General features: G+C 38.4%; 19 protein-coding genes. 14 read left to right on the plus strand and 5 right to left on the minus strand.

Annotated features, from left to right (window positions below; all coding sequences use genetic code 11):
• Window positions 1-77: 77 nt before the first annotated feature.
• Window positions 78-3,206: a SusC/RagA family TonB-linked outer membrane protein gene (locus FLEMA_RS0105005; protein WP_044170823.1), complete on the minus strand. Its 3,129-nt coding sequence runs from the start codon at window positions 3,204-3,206 to the stop codon at window positions 78-80.
• A gap of 264 nt (window positions 3,207-3,470) precedes the next feature.
• Between FLEMA_RS0105005 and FLEMA_RS0105010 the strand changes: the two genes are divergently transcribed.
• Window positions 3,471-4,214: a DeoR/GlpR family DNA-binding transcription regulator gene (locus FLEMA_RS0105010; protein WP_026994512.1), complete on the plus strand. Its 744-nt coding sequence runs from the start codon at window positions 3,471-3,473 to the stop codon at window positions 4,212-4,214.
• A gap of 57 nt (window positions 4,215-4,271) precedes the next feature.
• Entirely contained in the window at window positions 4,272-5,297 is a 1,026-nt protein-coding gene (gene aroB, locus FLEMA_RS0105015) for a 3-dehydroquinate synthase (protein ID WP_026994513.1), read from the plus strand.
• Between the two features lie 64 nt (window positions 5,298-5,361).
• Here the strand turns inward: aroB and gatC are convergent, their stop codons facing one another.
• The 4 genes from gatC to FLEMA_RS0105035 form a co-directional block, all read right to left on the minus strand.
• Complete coding sequence (gatC, locus tag FLEMA_RS76730; protein ID WP_026994514.1) at window positions 5,362-5,649, minus strand: Asp-tRNA(Asn)/Glu-tRNA(Gln) amidotransferase subunit GatC; 288 nt, start codon at window positions 5,647-5,649, stop codon at window positions 5,362-5,364.
• 1 nt (window position 5,650) lies between these two features.
• Window positions 5,651-5,839, minus strand: coding sequence for a hypothetical protein (locus FLEMA_RS76735; protein ID WP_026994515.1), 189 nt, complete (start codon window positions 5,837-5,839; stop codon window positions 5,651-5,653).
• 62 nt (window positions 5,840-5,901) lie between these two features.
• Window positions 5,902-7,401: a glutamate--tRNA ligase gene (gene gltX / locus FLEMA_RS0105030; protein WP_026994516.1), complete on the minus strand. Its 1,500-nt coding sequence runs from the start codon at window positions 7,399-7,401 to the stop codon at window positions 5,902-5,904.
• Window positions 7,402-7,555: 154 nt separating this feature from the next.
• Window positions 7,556-7,927 (minus strand): Rid family detoxifying hydrolase, encoded by a 372-nt coding sequence (locus FLEMA_RS0105035; protein WP_026994517.1) that lies wholly within the window; start codon window positions 7,925-7,927, stop codon window positions 7,556-7,558.
• A gap of 107 nt (window positions 7,928-8,034) precedes the next feature.
• On the opposite strand from FLEMA_RS0105035, the gene gloA2 reads away from it, so the two are divergent.
• The 12 genes from gloA2 to FLEMA_RS0105095 all read left to right on the plus strand — a co-directional run bounded on the left by gloA2 (window position 8,035) and on the right by FLEMA_RS0105095 (window position 17,512).
• Window positions 8,035-8,424 (plus strand): SMU1112c/YaeR family gloxylase I-like metalloprotein, encoded by a 390-nt coding sequence (gene gloA2 / locus FLEMA_RS0105040; protein ID WP_026994518.1) that lies wholly within the window; start codon window positions 8,035-8,037, stop codon window positions 8,422-8,424.
• A complete protein-coding gene (locus FLEMA_RS67565) occupies window positions 8,414-9,325 on the plus strand; it encodes a DMT family transporter (RefSeq protein ID WP_052353961.1) in 912 nt (303 codons plus the stop codon). Before gloA2 ends, FLEMA_RS67565 begins: the two co-directional genes overlap by 11 nt.
• 38 nt (window positions 9,326-9,363) lie before the next feature.
• Window positions 9,364-10,176 carry an RsiV family protein gene (locus FLEMA_RS75910; RefSeq protein WP_052353962.1) on the plus strand — a complete coding sequence of 271 codons (813 nt, stop codon included), beginning with the start codon at window positions 9,364-9,366 and terminating at the stop codon, window positions 10,174-10,176.
• 382 nt (window positions 10,177-10,558) lie between these two features.
• Window positions 10,559-10,891: a tRNA-binding protein gene (locus FLEMA_RS0105055; protein WP_026994519.1), complete on the plus strand. Its 333-nt coding sequence runs from the start codon at window positions 10,559-10,561 to the stop codon at window positions 10,889-10,891.
• A 111-nt stretch (window positions 10,892-11,002) separates the two neighbouring features.
• The gene (locus FLEMA_RS0105060; protein ID WP_026994520.1) at window positions 11,003-11,386 is read left to right on the plus strand and encodes a hypothetical protein; all 384 of its coding nucleotides are present in this window, start codon (window positions 11,003-11,005) and stop codon (window positions 11,384-11,386) included.
• A gap of 3 nt (window positions 11,387-11,389) precedes the next feature.
• A complete protein-coding gene (locus FLEMA_RS0105065) occupies window positions 11,390-11,827 on the plus strand; it encodes an HYC_CC_PP family protein (RefSeq protein ID WP_144080044.1) in 438 nt (145 codons plus the stop codon).
• Between the two features lie 80 nt (window positions 11,828-11,907).
• Complete coding sequence (locus FLEMA_RS0105070; protein ID WP_026994522.1) at window positions 11,908-14,166, plus strand: TonB-dependent receptor plug domain-containing protein; 2,259 nt, start codon at window positions 11,908-11,910, stop codon at window positions 14,164-14,166.
• Between the two features lie 133 nt (window positions 14,167-14,299).
• Window positions 14,300-14,533, plus strand: coding sequence for a heavy metal-binding domain-containing protein (locus FLEMA_RS0105075; RefSeq protein WP_026994523.1), 234 nt, complete (start codon window positions 14,300-14,302; stop codon window positions 14,531-14,533).
• Between the two features lie 37 nt (window positions 14,534-14,570).
• The gene (locus FLEMA_RS0105080) at window positions 14,571-14,912 is read left to right on the plus strand and encodes a heavy-metal-associated domain-containing protein (RefSeq protein WP_026994524.1); all 342 of its coding nucleotides are present in this window, start codon (window positions 14,571-14,573) and stop codon (window positions 14,910-14,912) included.
• A 91-nt stretch (window positions 14,913-15,003) separates the two neighbouring features.
• Window positions 15,004-15,477, plus strand: a complete 474-nt coding sequence (locus tag FLEMA_RS0105085; protein ID WP_026994525.1) for a Dps family protein — start codon at window positions 15,004-15,006, stop codon at window positions 15,475-15,477.
• A 238-nt stretch (window positions 15,478-15,715) separates the two neighbouring features.
• A complete protein-coding gene (locus FLEMA_RS0105090) occupies window positions 15,716-16,153 on the plus strand; it encodes an SRPBCC family protein (RefSeq protein ID WP_026994526.1) in 438 nt (145 codons plus the stop codon).
• Window positions 16,154-16,282: 129 nt separating this feature from the next.
• Window positions 16,283-17,512 carry a dicarboxylate/amino acid:cation symporter gene (locus tag FLEMA_RS0105095; protein ID WP_026994527.1) on the plus strand — a complete coding sequence of 410 codons (1,230 nt, stop codon included), beginning with the start codon at window positions 16,283-16,285 and terminating at the stop codon, window positions 17,510-17,512.
• The last annotated feature ends 52 nt before the right edge of the window (window positions 17,513-17,564 follow it).

The following is a 17,564-nucleotide window of genomic DNA, read 5'->3' on the forward strand; positions in this document are numbered from 1 at the left end:
ATTGAAGGTGGTTTTTAATCAATTCAAAAATTTCTTTTCAAGGTTGACCTACAAGAGCATTGCTTTTGCTTGGTTCATTAGAAATTAGCTGTTACGGTTAATTGATACGTTCTTGGAATAGGTACGTTACCAAAGTCTACACCTCTCAACAAACTGCTATTGCCACCAGCATTGGTTTCTGGGTCATAACCATTGTAATTGTCCCATGAAACAAGGTTGCGGCCTACCAAAGAAACATTAAGGTCGTATTTACCAGCCAATAATTTAGGGAAAGAATAGCCTAGTGATAATTCACGAAGTTTTACAAAAGAACCATTGTCTACACGGTATTCTTCGATAGGTACTAAAGCAAATGCTGTTCCTCTTGGTAATGTTCCTTTTAATTCAGCGTCGGCAATATCGCCGATACCTACGTTATTACGAGTACGTTTGTCAGCATTGAATACGTCTACTCCTTGAACGGCATCTAACAAGAATCTGAATGAAAGGCGTTTGTATTGGAAGTTTGAGCTAAATGAGCCTGTCCAGTCTGGATTAGGATTACCGATAATAGTGTTGATAAATGCTCCAGTAGGTTGTCCTTTGTCGTCACGTTGAGGAGTATAAGACAAAATACCGTTTTGTGTACCTCTTTCACGTTGAGGAAAGCCCTGAGCTGTGAGTAAATACGAGCCATCGGCATTGCGGGCATAAGGGTTGCCATAAAATACCGAAGCTGGCTGGCCTTCAATCAAGAATATTGGGGCTCCTGCAACGTTGGTAATAGCTACATTGCCACCTGGCAACTTCGTAATTTTGTTGCGGTTGCTACTAAATACTACATTGGCATCCCATTTGAAATCTTTGGTTTTTACAAGGGATGCACCAAGTGAAATCTCAAAACCTTTGTTTTCCATTTCACCCACGTTGTTGACAATACTAGTACCACCCGACGACGCAGCAAGTACTCGGTTTACAACCAAGTCGCTGATTTTTTGAGCATAGTAGGTTACGCCCAATGAAATTTTGTTTTTTACCAAAGAAAAATCGCCACCAAATTCTAGTTCACGCATACGTTCTGGTTTTACAGAAGGGTTGGCCAATTGGCGACCTGGTAAAATGGTGCTTTTGCCCAAATAAGCGGCTGGCGAAAACTGCCAAAAACGGTCGTAAGTACCCAAGGCTGTTAACCCACCTGCATCGCCAAACGAAGCACGTAACTTTGCTCCATTCAACCAGCCATCTTGTCCTTCCAACAATACATAAGAACCACTGATTTTTGGATATAACTGGTTGGTTTGGTCTGGCGAGAAAATCGTTGAACCATCTCTACGAATCGCACCTGTCAAGAATGCTTTGTTTTTGTAGCCAAAAGTAGCTTGAAAAAACTGACCTGTTACAGCGTAGCGGTCAAGGCCATAAGCCCCCGTAATAGAAGTACTTGATGCACCACTTATTGTAGTAATAAACGGAGCTAAGTTTTGGCCAGTGGTAGTCGTAAAGTCTGTTTGTGAATACTGGTGGTTAAAACCTCCAGTTAAGGTCATGTGAAGGTTGTCAGACAGGTATTTGTCGTAGCCAATGTTAACGTCGGTATTGAACAACATTGTATTGCTTGTAGCAATTGCTGCGAAGCCCAAAGGATATCGTTCTAGTGGTAAACCTGCCTCTGTGGCATAAGGATAAGGTTTAATAGTATTTTTGCCTAATTGTGAAAAAGCATCAATACCTACAATCCAGTCAATCGTTAAGCCTTTCAATGGTGTTAGGTTCAGTTGCAAATCAGCAATAGTACGGTTGGTTGATTGTGTAAAATCCATATCTTCAATAGTAGAAAGTGGATTCACCCGCGAAGGTTCGACAGCCAATAAGTTTCCTGCGGCATCACGCTTTGTAATATCGTAAATATTGTTGGTGATGTTTACCGAGTTGATAGGGCTATAAAATACGTTTCCGTTTGGTTTTTCATTCGAGAAGCTATTGATATAGTTTAAGCCTGCCGATACTTTTGCCCAGTTGGTTAAGTGTTGGTCTACACGTACTTTTAGTCCATATCTTTGAAAATCAGAGCCTTTGATAATACCTTGGTTTTTCATGTAAGAAATAGAAGCCAAGTATTGTGTTTTTTCTGTACCACCTGTAATCGATAAGTAGTTGTCTGTACCTAAGCCCGTTCTATAAATTTGGTCTTGGTAATCATAGCGTGTTACATCTACCAAGTTTGTTGCTAATTGTGTAGTTGCACCATCACGAACTATCCCCACGGTAGTAACACCAGGGTTCGCAGCAATTTGGGCTGCCGAAATACCGCCAATCGTGTGCAAACGCAACCCTGCAAAACCAAATTGTTTGCCATAAGTGCTTACAAATACTTTTTTACGTAGCTCATTTACATTCACACTCGTCGAGAAAGTCACTTTAGGTGCTCCTGATTTTCCTCTTTTTGTAGTAATAATAATGACCCCATTGCTTGCCCGAGAACCATACACAGCGGCCGCCGCAGCTCCATTAAGAACGTTGATGGTTTCGATATCGTTAGGGTTTACATCAGCCATACGGTTTGTTCCTAAGTTAGCAGCTCCAGCTTGGTCGCTCAAGGCTACTTGCGAAACGTTGGTCGATGAGTTGCTCACTACCACACCGTCAATTACATACAATGGGTCAGAACTACCCCGCAACGATTTTGTACCTCTTAGGCGAATAGAAATACCCCCTGAAGGGTCGCCAGAGTTTTGGGTGATTTGAGCACCTGGTACTTTTCCTTGAAGAGCCGAGAAAACGTTGGTTGCACCTGATTTTTGAAGTTCTTCAGCTTTTACCGAATTGATAGTATTTCCCAACTCTCTTTTGTTGGCAGATAGTGTTGAACCCGTAAAAACTACTTCGTCGAGTGCAAAAGCATCGTCGTCGGCAAGGCTGATGTCAAGGTTGAGGTTGGTGCTGCTACCTAAAGTAATAGCCTTCGATAGATTTTTGTAGCCAATTGAGCGAAAAACTAACTCATAATTACCTTCCTTCAGATTCACCCTAAGAGTGTATTCTCCTTTGGCATCGGCAACTGTACCAAGCGTTGTACCTTTTACAAGTACAGATGTTCCTGCAAGTGGCTCGTTACCTGCCTGAGATACAATTTTACCCTTGATGGTATAGTTTTGTGCCAATGTCGTAATTGACAATAGCATAAACCCTAGCAAAGCCAACAAAGGAATTTGGAGATGTTTTTTCATAAGTCAATAAATGGTTAAATTTGAGTGAATGGGAGTGTTTTGCAGGTTTTTGCATTTTTGTCTATTTATCAATTCACACAAACAAGCAAATACCTGCAATGAATGTGCTGATGAAATATTGACAAAAATATTGAATTTATTGAGATTTGTTTAAATTTATATAAATATTTTACCATATATAGGTATAATTCCTTAGCATAGGCTTAATACCTGCTCTTTTCAAATAGGCATAAAAACGCATTTTGCCACTGATATCAATAAACTATGTTAAAAAAAGAACGACAGTCCTTTATTATCAAAGAAATTAATTTGCATAACAAAATTCTTTCTTCCGACCTGAGTATTGCCCTCGATGTTTCTGAAGATACGATCCGAAGGGATTTGAATGAGTTGGCTACCGAAGGGAAAATTATCAAAGTGCATGGTGGAGCTTTATCCAAATCCTATAATGTGTCGGCTCGACAGATTGATACCTATGCTTACGAAAAGAAGGAAGTTATTGCTCAAAAAACAATTAAGCTTATCAAAGATGGTATGGTAATTCTTACCAGTGGGGGCACAACCATGCGTGAAATTGCCAAACGGCTACCTGAGTATTTGCATATAACTTTCTTTACAATTAGCCCGCTGATTGCCCTCGAATTGGTAGAACACCCCAAGGTAAAAGTGATTCTTTTGGGTGGGCAGCTTTCCAACGACTCTAAAGTGGCAATAGGAGCAGAGGTAGTTCAGAAAATAGATGAAATCAAGGCCGATTTATGTATCTTGGGTGTAAATGGTATGGATGTGGAAGGTATCACCGATTCGGATTATGATGTGGTGCAGGTCAAAAAAGCAATGATTAATGCGTCTCGACAAGTAATTGCTCCTACGATTTCCGAAAAACTTAATTCTTCGTTGCGTTATAAAGTTACTGCTATCAACAAAGTAGATTATTTGATTACCGAATTATCGCCAGAAGATAAAACCTTATTGCCGTATCAAGGACAAATAAAACATATCTTGTGATTTGGGTATCGAAGAAAATGGGTAATTTTGAAGACAAAACGTTAATCAAATACTAAGATGTCTTCTGTTGTTATTGCTTCTATTACGGAAAGCTTACCTCAATTTCTTTCTGAAAATACATATTCCAAAATCCATGTAATTGTGGATGAAAAAACCAAACGCCATTGTTATCCTTTGGTAAAACCGCTTTTACCTAAGCATACGCTTACGCAGATCAAATCGGGCGAGGAGGAAAAAAACTTAACAACTTGTGAGAAAATTTGGCAAGGTATGACCGATGCCGAACTGGATAGACATAGCTTGGTGATTAATATTGGGGGTGGTGTAATTGGTGACATGGGCGGCTTTTGTGCTTCTACTTACAAACGAGGGATTGATTTTGTTCAAGTGCCCACCACGCTTTTGTCGCAGGTAGATGCCAGTGTTGGAGGAAAATTGGGTATCGATTTTCATGGATTTAAAAATCATATTGGCGTTTTTAGAATTCCGAATGCTGTATTAATAGATGCAGCTTTCTTGAAAACATTGCCTGAGCGGGAACTTCGTTCTGGTTTTGCCGAAATTGTTAAGCATTGTTTAATTGCTGATGCCCAAAAATGGCAGCAAATCAAGAGAAAGGATTTTGCCGAGCAAGATTTTACAGATTTGATAACCCATTCGGTAGAAATCAAAAAACATGTTGTGGCTCAAGACCCAACAGAAAAAGGGTTGCGTAAAATTCTGAATTTTGGACATACTTTAGGGCATGCTATCGAAACATTTTATTTAGGAAAACCCAAATTACATTTGTTGCATGGCGAGGCTATTGCTGCTGGTATGATTTGCGAAGCCTATATTTCATACCAACGAGGCATGATTGATGAAAAGGCTTTGGCCGAGATAGAAGAGTTTATTTTTGCGGTGTATGGACGAGCTACCATTTATGAGCAAGATATTGACGCAATTATTGCCCTAACAGCTCAAGACAAAAAGAATAAAGGTAAAGAGGTGCGTTTTTCGTTGTTGGGAGGGATTGGCCAATGTGGCTTTGATATAGTTGTGAGTGCCAAAGAAATGAAAGAAGCACTTTTGTATTATATTTAAAAAAAATAGGCGTAAAGTTCTAAATCAGAATTTTACGCCTTTATAATAAATACCCATCAAAGCCCTATTCTATTACTTTGGGTACTCTAAAATACTCGCCATCTTGTTTTGGAGCATTTTTAAGCCCTTGTTCTCTCGAAATATTAGGTACAACAACATCTTCACGCAAGGCATTTACTTCTAAGCTCATGTGAGTAAGTGGTTGTACATTGGCTGTATCTATCTCATTCAATTCTTCCATCCAAGTCAATACCGAATTGAGCGAGCCAATAATTTCGGTTTCTGCCGATTCGGGCATTTCTAAACGTGCCAAATGGGCTATTTTTTGGAGTGCTTCTTTATCAATTTTCATATTATTTCTCAGACTCGTCTCGTCCTCTTAATTTTTTATCGTCCATGTGCTTATTCAGAAATTCATTGATTTTGTCAATGTCGATACTTCTGTTGATTTCGCCAAATGAGTTGATTTTGATGTCGAAACCATCCAATTCATCATGCACTTTGGGTAATTCTTGTTTGGGAGCTTCCTTTTTCTTAGCCATGATTTTACTTAAATTTTAGTTGAAAGTTGAGAAATGGATGTATTTACGATACAACTTTGTGCTTACTGAAGTTTTTCCAATGCTGTTGTCAATCTTGTAATCACTTCATCTTTACCCATAATTTCCATCGATAACATCAAGTCGGGGCCTGCACCTACGCCTGTTACGGCTACTCGTAAAGCCTGCATTACTTTTCCCATTTTGATACCTAGTTTTTCTAACTCAGCTACCAAAGCGTGTTTGATGTCGTTGGCAACGAAGTTTTCTATGGCTGGCAAAGCGTCTTTGAAAGCCGCAATACCCTTTTTGGCATCGTCGTTCCATTTAGAAGCTACTACGGCTTCGTCGTAGCTAGTTGGAGCTGTAAATAATGCTTTGGCCTCTTGGGTTATTTGCTGAGGGAAAGTTACTCTTTCTTTGAAAAGATGTACAATTTTTACGGCTTTATCGGTATCAAAATCAGCCAAATACGTTTGAGCCAAATTTTCATCGCTGCGTTGGCGAAGATACTGCTCATTGTACCATTTGGCTTTATTAATATCAAATTTAGCTCCAGCTTTGTTGATTCTTTCTAAAGAGAAAGCCTCAATCAATTCATCCATGCTAAATATTTCTTGTTCTGTGCCAGGATTCCAGCCTAAAAATGCCAAGAAATTGATAAGTGCTTCTTTCAAATACCCTTCTTCTCTGAAGCCGATAGCTTTTACGCCTTCTGGGCTAATCCATTCTAAAGGAAATACAGGGAAACCACCCAATTCAGCATCTCTTTTCGAGAGTTTGCCATTTCCTTCTGGCTTTAGCAAAAGAGGCAAGTGTGCAAACTGAGGCATTGTATTTTCCCAGCCAAAGGCACGGTACAACAATACGTGTAGAGGGGCCGATGGCAACCATTCTTCGCCACGAATTACGTGCGAGATTTCCATCAAATGGTCATCAACAACATTGGCAAGGTGATAAGTAGGCAGGCCGTCCGACTTCATCAAAACCTTATCGTCGATGGTTGAAGAGTGTACGTGTACCCAGTCACGAATCAAATCTTTAAAACGGATTTCCTCTTTGGCAGGTACTTTCAAACGAATTACATAAGGGTCGCCAGCGGCTATTTTAGCCTGAACGTCTTCGGCCGAAAGGGTCAATGAGTTTTTTAGGCGAGTTCTGGTAACGGCATTGTATTGAAACGCCGACCCCTGACTCTCAAAGGTTTGACGCATAGCATCTAGCTCGTCGGTAGTATCAAAGGCATAATACGCTTTGCCAGCATCAATCAACTGCTGTGCATATTGCTGATAAATAGCCGAACGCTCGGATTGACGATACGGAGCGTGTGGCCCGCCCACGCCTACGCCTTCGTCTATAGTAATGCCAAGCCATTGGAGCGATTCTTGAATGTATTCTTCAGCTCCTTGAACAAAGCGATTTTGGTCGGTATCTTCAATACGGAGCAGCATTTTGCCCCCTAATTTCTTGGCTAATAAATAGTTATATAATGCTGTTCTTACACCGCCAATGTGCAATGCACCTGTTGGACTTGGAGCAAAACGTACTCTTACTTGTTGACTCATTATCTCTTGGTTTTATTCAGGCTACAAAGATAATTTAGATTTGCAGGATAAAAAGCGAAGGGGAAGGATTTTAATCGGATTTGGAACTACGGGTTTGGGATTGTGGATGAATGTATGCTTTTAGGGCCTATTTGTTATCCACAACCCCTGTAACTTATGCTACGGCAATACAAGAAATCTCTACGTTAACATCTTTGGGCAAACGAGCTACCTCTACGGTTTCACGAGCAGGAGGGTTGCTTGTAAAATAACTGCCATATACCTCGTTGATAGCGACAAAGTTGTTCAAGTCTTTTACGAAAATAGACGCTTTTACTACGTTTTCAAAAGTCATATCTGCCGCTTCTAAAATAGCTTTCAGATTTTCCATTACTTGTTTGGTTTCGTCTTGAATGCTAGCCCCTGCTTCGGCCAAAGCAAAGGCAATTTGTCCAGAAATATACAAAGTTCCATTGGCCAATACTGCTTGAGAATAGGGGCCAATGGCAGCAGGAGCTTTTTCAGAGAAAATAATTTGCTTGCTCATTGATAGTTTAATACGTTTGTTGTTAATTATAATATTTGGTGCAAGTTACTAATAAGTGCGTCTTTCTCTATAGATGTTTTGTGTACTTTTGTAAAAAATCAATCATTATGCTTCCTATCAATCATATTCATCATATTGCCATTATCTGTTCGGATTATGCAGTTTCAAAGCAATTTTATACCGAAATCTTAGGTTTTCAGGTTGTACAAGAGGTGTATCGTGCCGAACGAGATTCCTACAAGCTTGACCTCAGTGTAAACGGTTTGTATCAAATAGAGTTATTCTCTTTTCCTAATCCTCCTAAAAGACCCTCACGTCCAGAATCTTGTGGATTGAGGCATCTGGCTTTTGAAGTTGACAGTGTGCCATTGGTGCATGATTTGTTAAACTCAAAAGGGGTTGAATGCGAAGCAATTAGAATAGATGAAACCTCGGGCAAAGAATTCTTTTTTATAGCCGACCCCGATGGCTTACCTATCGAGTTTTATGAAAAATAAAGGTGTTCAGTATATGTTGCTTTCTTCTTTGTGTTTTGCCTTGATGAGTGCTTTGGCAAAAATATTGGGGCGACATTTACCTTCGGTCGAGCTAGTGTTTTTCAGAAATATTATTGGCGTTGTATTTATTGTATCTTCATTTTTAAAGAAACCATTACAACAAACTGGCGGTCGAGCAGGACTTTTGGTGCTTCGGGGCATGATGGGAACAGTATCGTTGTATACGCTTTTTTATTGTATTACCCATATTGGTTTGGCTCAGACAAGTACTTATGGACAGGCCTTTCCGATATTTTTAGCGATATTTTCGTATTTCTTTGTTAAAAATGACCGCCTCAATCGTAAGCAATGGATGGCCATAGGCTTGGGGTTTGTTGGGATTCTCTTGATTTTCAAGCCCGATATACATATTCCATTACGTCATCATTTGGCAGGGCTCAACTATGCTATCTTTACAGCAATGTCTTTTTTATCTATTCGAGAACTCAAAAAGTACTATGATACACGTATTGTGGTGCTTTCGTTTATGATAATAGGTGTTATTGCCAGTAGTATATCTATGATGCTAGGCGAAATCGTTCGTACCAATCAGTGGGATTTTTTTATTGGCAAATTTGTAATGCCTCAAGGTATTCAGTGGCTTTGGGTTTTGTTAATGGGCTTGTTGGCAATGGGTGTACAGATATTCAATACTTTGGCTTTGGGTGCCGAAAAGGCGGGTGTTGTGGGTGTAGTAAGTTATAGCAGTATTGTTTTTGCTCTTATTTTAGGAGCATTACTAGGCGATACACTACCCGACAATGTCACCTTGATGGGAATTGGCTGTATTATTGTCAGTGGTATTATTATTTCACTCAAGCGAGAAAACCCCGAGACCAAGGCTATCGAAGGCACAACATGATTTTTATTATATAACCCTTTTACTCAATGCCATTCTTCATGAAATACCTGCTTCTTTGCCTTTGTAGTATCTGTTTGATAACAAGTTGTAAACAGGCCAACCGATTTGAAACGGCTACCAGCGATACGCTGAGCTATTCGTTTAAAACGTATGAAAAACACAGTAAAAACTGCCTTCGTCCCGACTCGGTATGTGCTACCGTAAAATTTGACCATCCTGTTTTTGAGCAGGTTGCTCTCAATCAAGCTGTAGAAAATGAAATGATGGCTATTTTTCATGACGAGGCCGATAGTACCAAGTCAAAGCCTCATTCTTTTGACGATATTGCTAATCCTTTTGTCGATGAATACGACAAAGTGATTGCAGAAGGTAAGCAGTTTACCGAAGAAATCAACGAGAAAAACCCCGGTGGTTTTTTTGCTATGCCTTGGTATATGGAAGGTAATATGAAGGTATTTCGCCAAACTGACACCTATATTATGTTGCATACCAATACCAACTGGTTTATGGGAGGGCCACATCCCATAAGTATGGAGTATTACTATGTGTTTGACCGTCAGAGTTTTAAAAGAGTTCTTTTAGAAGATTTGTTTATCAAAGGATATGAACGTAAGCTTTTGGAAATAGCTGAAAAGAAATTTAGAGAAAATGAAAAACTCAAACCTGCCGATAAATTAGATGATTTGAATGGATATTTCTTTGAAAACGAGAAGTTTATATTGAACGATAATTTTGTACTAACCGAAAAAGGAATTAAGTTTTTGTATAATGTTTACGAAATAAAAGCCTATGCTGCTGGTATTACCGAGCTGGAGCTGAGTTACGAATCGTTAAAGGGGATATTAAAATAGAAAGGTGACGCAAATTGTATGCATCACCTTCACTTGCGTAAGAGGTAAGTGAGAATTCACTTTCAATGAACTATTAATTTGCAGGGGTAGTTTTATTATGAATAATGCTTGGTGTTAGAGTCTTGAGGGCTGGACGATGTAAAACGCAATAGATTTATTAATAAATATAGCCCTAAACCAAATAGAAAAAGAGCTAAAATAGGAAGTAACAACTGCATGAGATGAGTTTTGTTTGCTTTAAACTTATTGCAAAGCTACGGACTAAATTAATTCAATGATAGGGTATAAATACCTGTTTTTCGGAAAAGTGCTTTTTTTTTATAACAAAATTAAAATTAATTAAATATCTGATTTTTAGCAAATTATAGTGTTTTTGTAAAAAATGATAACTTGGCAAGATTTTGAAAACGTAGAAATACGTGTTGGAACAATCGTAGAAGTACGTGATTTTCTGCAGGCTAAAAAGCCTGCTTATCAACTAATTATTGACTTTGGAGAAGCTTTGGGCTTGAAACGCTCTTCGGCACAAATTACCAAGCTCTATACCCATGACGAATTGCTAGGGAGGCAGGTTGTATGTGTTACTAATTTTCCGCCAAGACAAATTGCTAATTTCTTTTCAGAAGTATTAGTTACAGGATTTGAACGCAACGATGGCGAAATTGTACTGACATCGGTAGAACGACCCGTACCCAATGGCTCAAGACTTTGTTAAGATTTATTAACAAATATTAACGACTCAATCTAACAAGCTATTTATTAGTTTATTAACTTTGCAGAGTTATTTGTTTTAGCTACATACTTGTATAATTAACCTCTGCAAATCATGAAGACGCTCTTTTACAAACGAATCACATATATTCCTTTATCCATTGGTATTTGGGTATTGGCTAGTAGTTTTGGTTTAGTTGAGCCATCAACTGTGTTGCGTACACGCTCAAATTATGCCGTACAAAAGCATGATTCTATAGATGTGGTTGTTCTTACCAAAAAAGAGCTTATTGCTGAAAAAGAAAAAGGTCAAAATATTCATAAAACTCCTCAAGAAAACGAGGAACAAACCCCCAATAATACAGTAGCCAATTCGTTGATACAATGGATTGCCAATGGAGTAAAGGTAGCTGTTGAGCAATTAGTACTTACATTGACCAATCTGGCTAAATTTTTATTGATAACCTTATTGAAATTGTTTTCTACTAGATTGATTTAATAGATGAAATCCTTTATAACTCGCATATTTTGCTTTATTATGGCTTTGCAAGTGCTTTTTTCAAGTACGGGCTTTGCTATGAACGAGCATTATTGCAAAATTAAAGGAGAGAAAGTTTGGTCTTTTACCAAGAAAAATGCCTGTTGTTCTACCAAAGAAAAACAGCAGTTTAACAACCAAAAGCCTAGTTTTAAAAAAACAAAATGCTGTGGCGATAAAGTTGTTTATAATAAAATTTCGGCCGAGTCTACTCATGCTAATAGTGGAGAAAATTTGGCTAAAAATACTCCTTTGGATTGGGAATGCTTTGTTCCTGCTATCGTTAGTCTAAGAAACGAACTATTACCAATAGAGTGTGCTTCTGTAATCTTCTATCATTCTCCTGCACCGCCATTAACAGGCCGACAGGTGCTTTTGTTTATCCAATCTTTTCTTATTTGATATTAGTATAACTTTTGGTACTCAATAAACGTGTTTATTGAGCTATTTTCATTTACCTATATATCAAAATAAGAATTATCATGAATCAAAATAAATATTTTATTGCCAGCAACTTACGAGCTTTTTGGGTTGTTAATATACTTTTGTTAGTAGGGGTACAAGCCCATTTTACTTTGGCTCAAAGTGTAGTAAAAGGAATAGTCCTCGAACGGAAATCTGCTACAACAACCGAGCCTCTTATTGGGGCTAGTGTTCGTTGGTTAAATGCCAAAAATGGTGTTTTGACTGACATTGATGGCAATTTTACTATTGCCAAACAGCCCGAAAATCATCAGTTAGTAGTAAGTTTTGTAGGGTACAGAACAGATACACTGATGGTACATAGTACACAATTCATCCAAGTGTTTTTGGAAAATGCAGGACAACTGCAAGAAGTAACCGTAACTACGTCTCCTTCACAAATAGATAGACTCAACCCCATGCAAACTGAGTTTATCAATACCAAAACCCTCGCTAAGGCCGCTTGTTGTAATTTGTCTGAAAGTTTTGAGACCAATGCCTCGGTTTCGGTAAGTTACGCCGATGCTATTACTGGTTCTAAACAAATTCAAATGCTTGGGCTTTCGGGTAATTATGTACAAACCAATGTTGAAAATATTCCTAGTATTCGAGGATTAGCTACCACTTTTGGGCTCAATTATATTCCTGGGACTTGGATTGCCTCGATTGATGTTGGAAAAGGGGCTAGCTCGGTTATTAACGGCTACGAGTCGATGACAGGAGCGTTGAATATTGAGTTACAAAAACCCGACGATGCTGAAAAGTTGTATGTCAATACCTATTTGAATTCATTTGGACGAGGCGAAATTAATGTCAATACTGCCAAAAAGCTCAATGACAGATGGTCGGTAGGCTTGTTGACACATGGTTCTGGGCAAAGTATTTCAATCGACCAAAATGGCGATAGTTTCAGAGATGTTCCTCTGTTTGGCTTAGCCACTGTGCAAAATCGCTGGAAATACCAATCAGAACGAATGATGGCACAATTTGGCATAAAAGGGCTGTACGAAAATAGAACAGGAGGGCAAGATGCCTCTAAATTGGTAGGCAAGCCTGTATATGAGTTTGGTAATACAACACAACGTATAGAAGTGTTTGGAAAGATAGCTCAGTTATTTCCTCAAAAACCTTACAAAGGTTTAGGCTTAATTGTAAATACCTTAATTCATGATGCTGATGCCTATTTTGGGCTTACTTCAAGGGCATATTCGGGTATGCAAAAAAGTTTTTATAGTAACTTGATATACCAAAATATCATAGACAATACTAATCATACCTACAAAATAGGAGCAAGCTTTTTGCTTGATAATTACAAGGAAAAGTTTTTAGACTCAACCTTTGCTCGTAACGAGGTAGTGCCAGGAGTATTTGGAGAATATACGTTTACAATTCCAGAAAAATTGGTGATAGTAGCTGGTGGAAGGGTTGATTTTCATAATTTGTATGGCACTCGTTTTACGCCTCGTATTCATGCCAAATATGATGTTTCGAGCAATAGCCATTTGCGGGTAAGTGCTGGTAAAGGCTGGAGAATGCCCAATGCTTTTGCCGAAAACTTTGGTATGCTAGTCAATTCTCGACAGGTAAAAGTGGAAGAAGTACTTCGCCCAGAGGAGTCCTGGAACTACGGTGTGAGTTTGAGCAATGATTTTAAAATAGCAGGTAGAAATGCCAATTTTACCGTAGATTATTACCGTACCAATTTCCAAAATCAATTGATTGTAGATATGGAATCCTCAGATTATGTACGGTTTTATAATCAAAGAGGTAGAAGTTTTTCTAATAGTTTTCAGGCAGAACTAAACTACTCGCCTCTTAAACGATTAGAGGTAAAATGGGCTTATCGCCTATTTGATGTACAAAATGATATTAGAACCGAATCGGGAGCTTTGACTTTGTTGCCAAAAATGTTTGTCAATCGTGACAGAATCCTATTTAATGCTGCTTATGCTACTAAGTTTGACAAGTGGAAATTTGATTTTACTTGGCAGTGGAATGGCAAAAGGAGAATTCCCGATGTGTCTGAAAATCATGTGCATACGGTGTCATCGGTGCCTGTGTATGCTCCTGCCTTTTCTAATATCAATGCACAAGTTACCCGAGGATTCTATAAATGGGAACTGTATGTTGGGGGCGAAAACCTAGGTAATTTCAAACAAAAAAATCCTATTTTGGCTGCCAACGACCCTTTTAGTAAGGCTTTTGATGCCTCGATGGTTTGGGGGCCTATTACTGGCCGTATGGTGTATGTTGGGATGCGCTGGAAAATCCCCAAATAAAGAACCCTAAGCATAAAAAATATCAAGAGAGTAACGTATTTCGCTGATTATCAATTTTTAATCACTGATTGGCTCACTTGTTACATTACTTTCGTTTTTCTTCAATTAATAAACAATTTAAAAAAACTACCCAATGAAAAAAATCGTTATAGGTATGCTATTAGCCACAACAATGATGGCTTGTGGAGGCAAAGAAACCGCCAAAGAAGAAACAACAACTGTAAAAGCAGACTCGACATCGAATGTAGCCAGTAGCGACTCGGCCGCTTATCAGTGTCCTATGAAATGCGAAGGCGAAAAAACATATACTCAGGCAGGCAAATGCCCAACTTGTGGTATGGATTTGGCCGAAGTTAGTAAGAAGTAATAACGGTAAGATTTTCTCATTTTAACAAAATAAAGCCATGAAAAAAATCGCATTAATTTGGGCATTCTTAATGATAGGTTTTTACACTTTTGCAGACAATCCTGCTATTGTAAAAATCAAAACCTCTGCTGTTTGTAGTATGTGCAAAGAGCGTATCGAAAAAAAACTAGCCTTTACAAAAGGAGTGAAGGATGTAAACTTAAATTTGGAAGACAAGGTAGTTACCGTAACATATAATGCTAAGAAAACGTCGGTAGATGCTTTGAAGAAAGTTATTGCTGAAACAGGCTATGATGCCGACGATGTGCAGAAAGATGAAACTTCGCACAGTAAATTACCGAGTTGTTGCCAAAAAAGTAGCACAGGGATGAAACATTAGGCCCCATCTTTGTTGTTAGTACTATAGACACTTGCTTCGTTGAAACGAACAGGTGTCTATTATTTTTATTACTCAATAAAACCTTAACATTATGTTTCCAAATATTGGTATCTCACCCGAACACTTAAAGGCCGTATCAACATTGTTGAATGTATTATTGGCCGATGAATATGTCTTGTACACAAAAACTAGAAATTATCATTGGAATGTAACAGGCCCACATTTTAGCGAATATCATAGCTTTTTTGAAGAATTATATACCGCTACAGATACGACTATCGACGATATTGCCGAGCGGGTTCGTGCATTAGGACATTATCCGATTGCGTCTTTAGGTGATTTTTTGGCTGTAACTCGTTTGCTAGAAACCAAGCACCAACAAAGCTCTGCTACCGAAATGTTACAGGAATTACTAAACGACCATGAGTCTTTGATTCGATTGATTAGACAAGATATTGGTAAAACAGGAGACGAGTTTGGAGATGAAGCTACAGCCGATTTCTTGACAGGTTTACTTGCCGATCACGAAAAAATAGCATGGAAACTTAGAGCTTATTTGTCTTAGAGGACTGCTTGAGGCTTAGTAATTACCTGTCAATGAGTTAGTTGATGAGTAATTGCTTTATTAGGGTTTATAAAAAATACACACAAAAAGTATTACGGTTTTATCAGAAATCCCTTTGGGGATGCTTTGTCAATAATAGTGTTTTTCTTGACACCCAACCGCTATCGTGGTTTGGGAAAATACCCAATATACAATTTTTTGCTTATGTACTAAGCAGGCCATAATCAAACTTCAATATATGCACTTTGTTATCAAAACCCTCGTGAATCAATCTCTTCAAAGTGTATGGAATGGATTTGATTTAGACCTATTTAATGTATTGTCACCACCCTTTCCACCTGTCAAGGTACTTCGGTTTGATGGTTGTATGAAAGGCGATATTGTGGCATTAGAGCTCAACTTTATTTTGTTTAAACAAGTCTGGGAATCGGAAATTATAGAGCAAAATAGTGGCTCGACCGAAATTTATTTTATTGACAAAGGCACAAAGTTACCATTCTTCCTCCGTTACTGGCACCATCGCCACAGAATTATATCGGAGCAAAGCCAGACTTATATAATTGATGACATAACCTTCAAAACACCAAATATTCTATTGGATATTGTTTTTTATCCAGTGCTGTATTTACTGTTTTTATACAGAAAACCAATTTATAAGCGAGTATTTAGTAGATAAGTTTTTATAAGAAAAACACCAATGAAAATCCGCCCAATTTGCAAAGGGTGGATTTTTTGCTTTATTTCGTTATAAAATCATCCACGGCATGGTTTAAATCTACCATGTTACAGACTAAACTTTTTTCAAATGAAATTAAACATTACCACCAAAATTCTTTTAGGTTTTGCACTGGGGGTTATTATTGGACAAGTACTCAACACAACGATGAGTCCAGAAGCAGCGGCTGCAATTTCTTCAAAATTTCAAATTCTTAGTAAAGTATTCCTAAAGCTTATCAAAATGATTGTGGGGCCATTGGTGTTTTGTACATTGGTGGTAGGTATTGCTAAATTAGGAGACTTTAAAGTGGTAGGACGAATTGGGGTCAAAACACTTTTATATTTTTATTTTGCAACAATTTTATCATTGATTGTTGGAATGGTTGTTGTAAATGTAACTCGCCCAGGAGAGGTACAGCAATGGCCTCGCCCAGCTTCAGGAACAGATACAGGTATTACAGGAGGCAAAATGAAAAGTATGGAAGACTTTATTCTTCATATTTTTCCAGATAGTCTTTTTAAAGCTCTTGCCGAAAACGAGATATTACAAATTGTAGTATTTTCTATCTTTTTTGGTATTGCTTTAGGTTCTATTGGCGACAAAGGCAAAATAATCATCAAAGCTATTGATGCTTTGGCCGAAGCCGTATTTAAAGTAGTTGGTTATGTAATGGAGCTAGCACCATTTGGTGTGTTAGGGGCTATGACAGCCGTAGTTGCTAGCAAAGGCTTGGGAATCTTGATAAGTTATGCTTATTTGATGTTATGTTTCTTTGGGGGATTACTTTTCTTCATCTTTGTGGTACTTTGGGCTATTTGTGCTGTCATGAAAATTCCATATTGGAAATTGATGGCTGAAATTAAAGATGCTTTGATATTGTCTTTTAGTACGGCAAGTTCGGAGGCATCATTTCCTCAGACTATTGCGGCTCTTGAGCGTTTTGGATGTTCGCAGCGTATAATCGGCTTTGTATTGCCATTGGGATATAGCTTCAACCTTGATGGCTCGATGATGTACATGACTTTTGCTACAGGCTTTATTGCCCAAGCTTACGGTGTACCTTTGTCGTTAGAGCAGCAAATTACGATGTTGCTTACCTTGATGATTACCTCAAAAGGAATTGCAGGTGTACCACGTGCCTCATTAGTAGTAATAGCTGGTACATTGGCCATGTTTGATTTACCTACCGAAGGTATTGCATTGATTTTGGGTGTTGACCCATTCTTAGACATGGGGCGTTCGGCTACTTCAGTGGCGGGCAATGCTGTTGCCACGTGTGTGATTTCAAAGTTTGAAGGTGAACTACAGAATGTTTAGGATAAGTAATAGTGCTGATTTTTGAAAATAAATAACAAGTTGTCAGTTTGTT

The organism is Flectobacillus major DSM 103, from assembly GCF_000427405.1.
GTDB classification, from domain to species: Bacteria; Bacteroidota; Bacteroidia; order Cytophagales; family Spirosomataceae; genus Flectobacillus; species Flectobacillus major.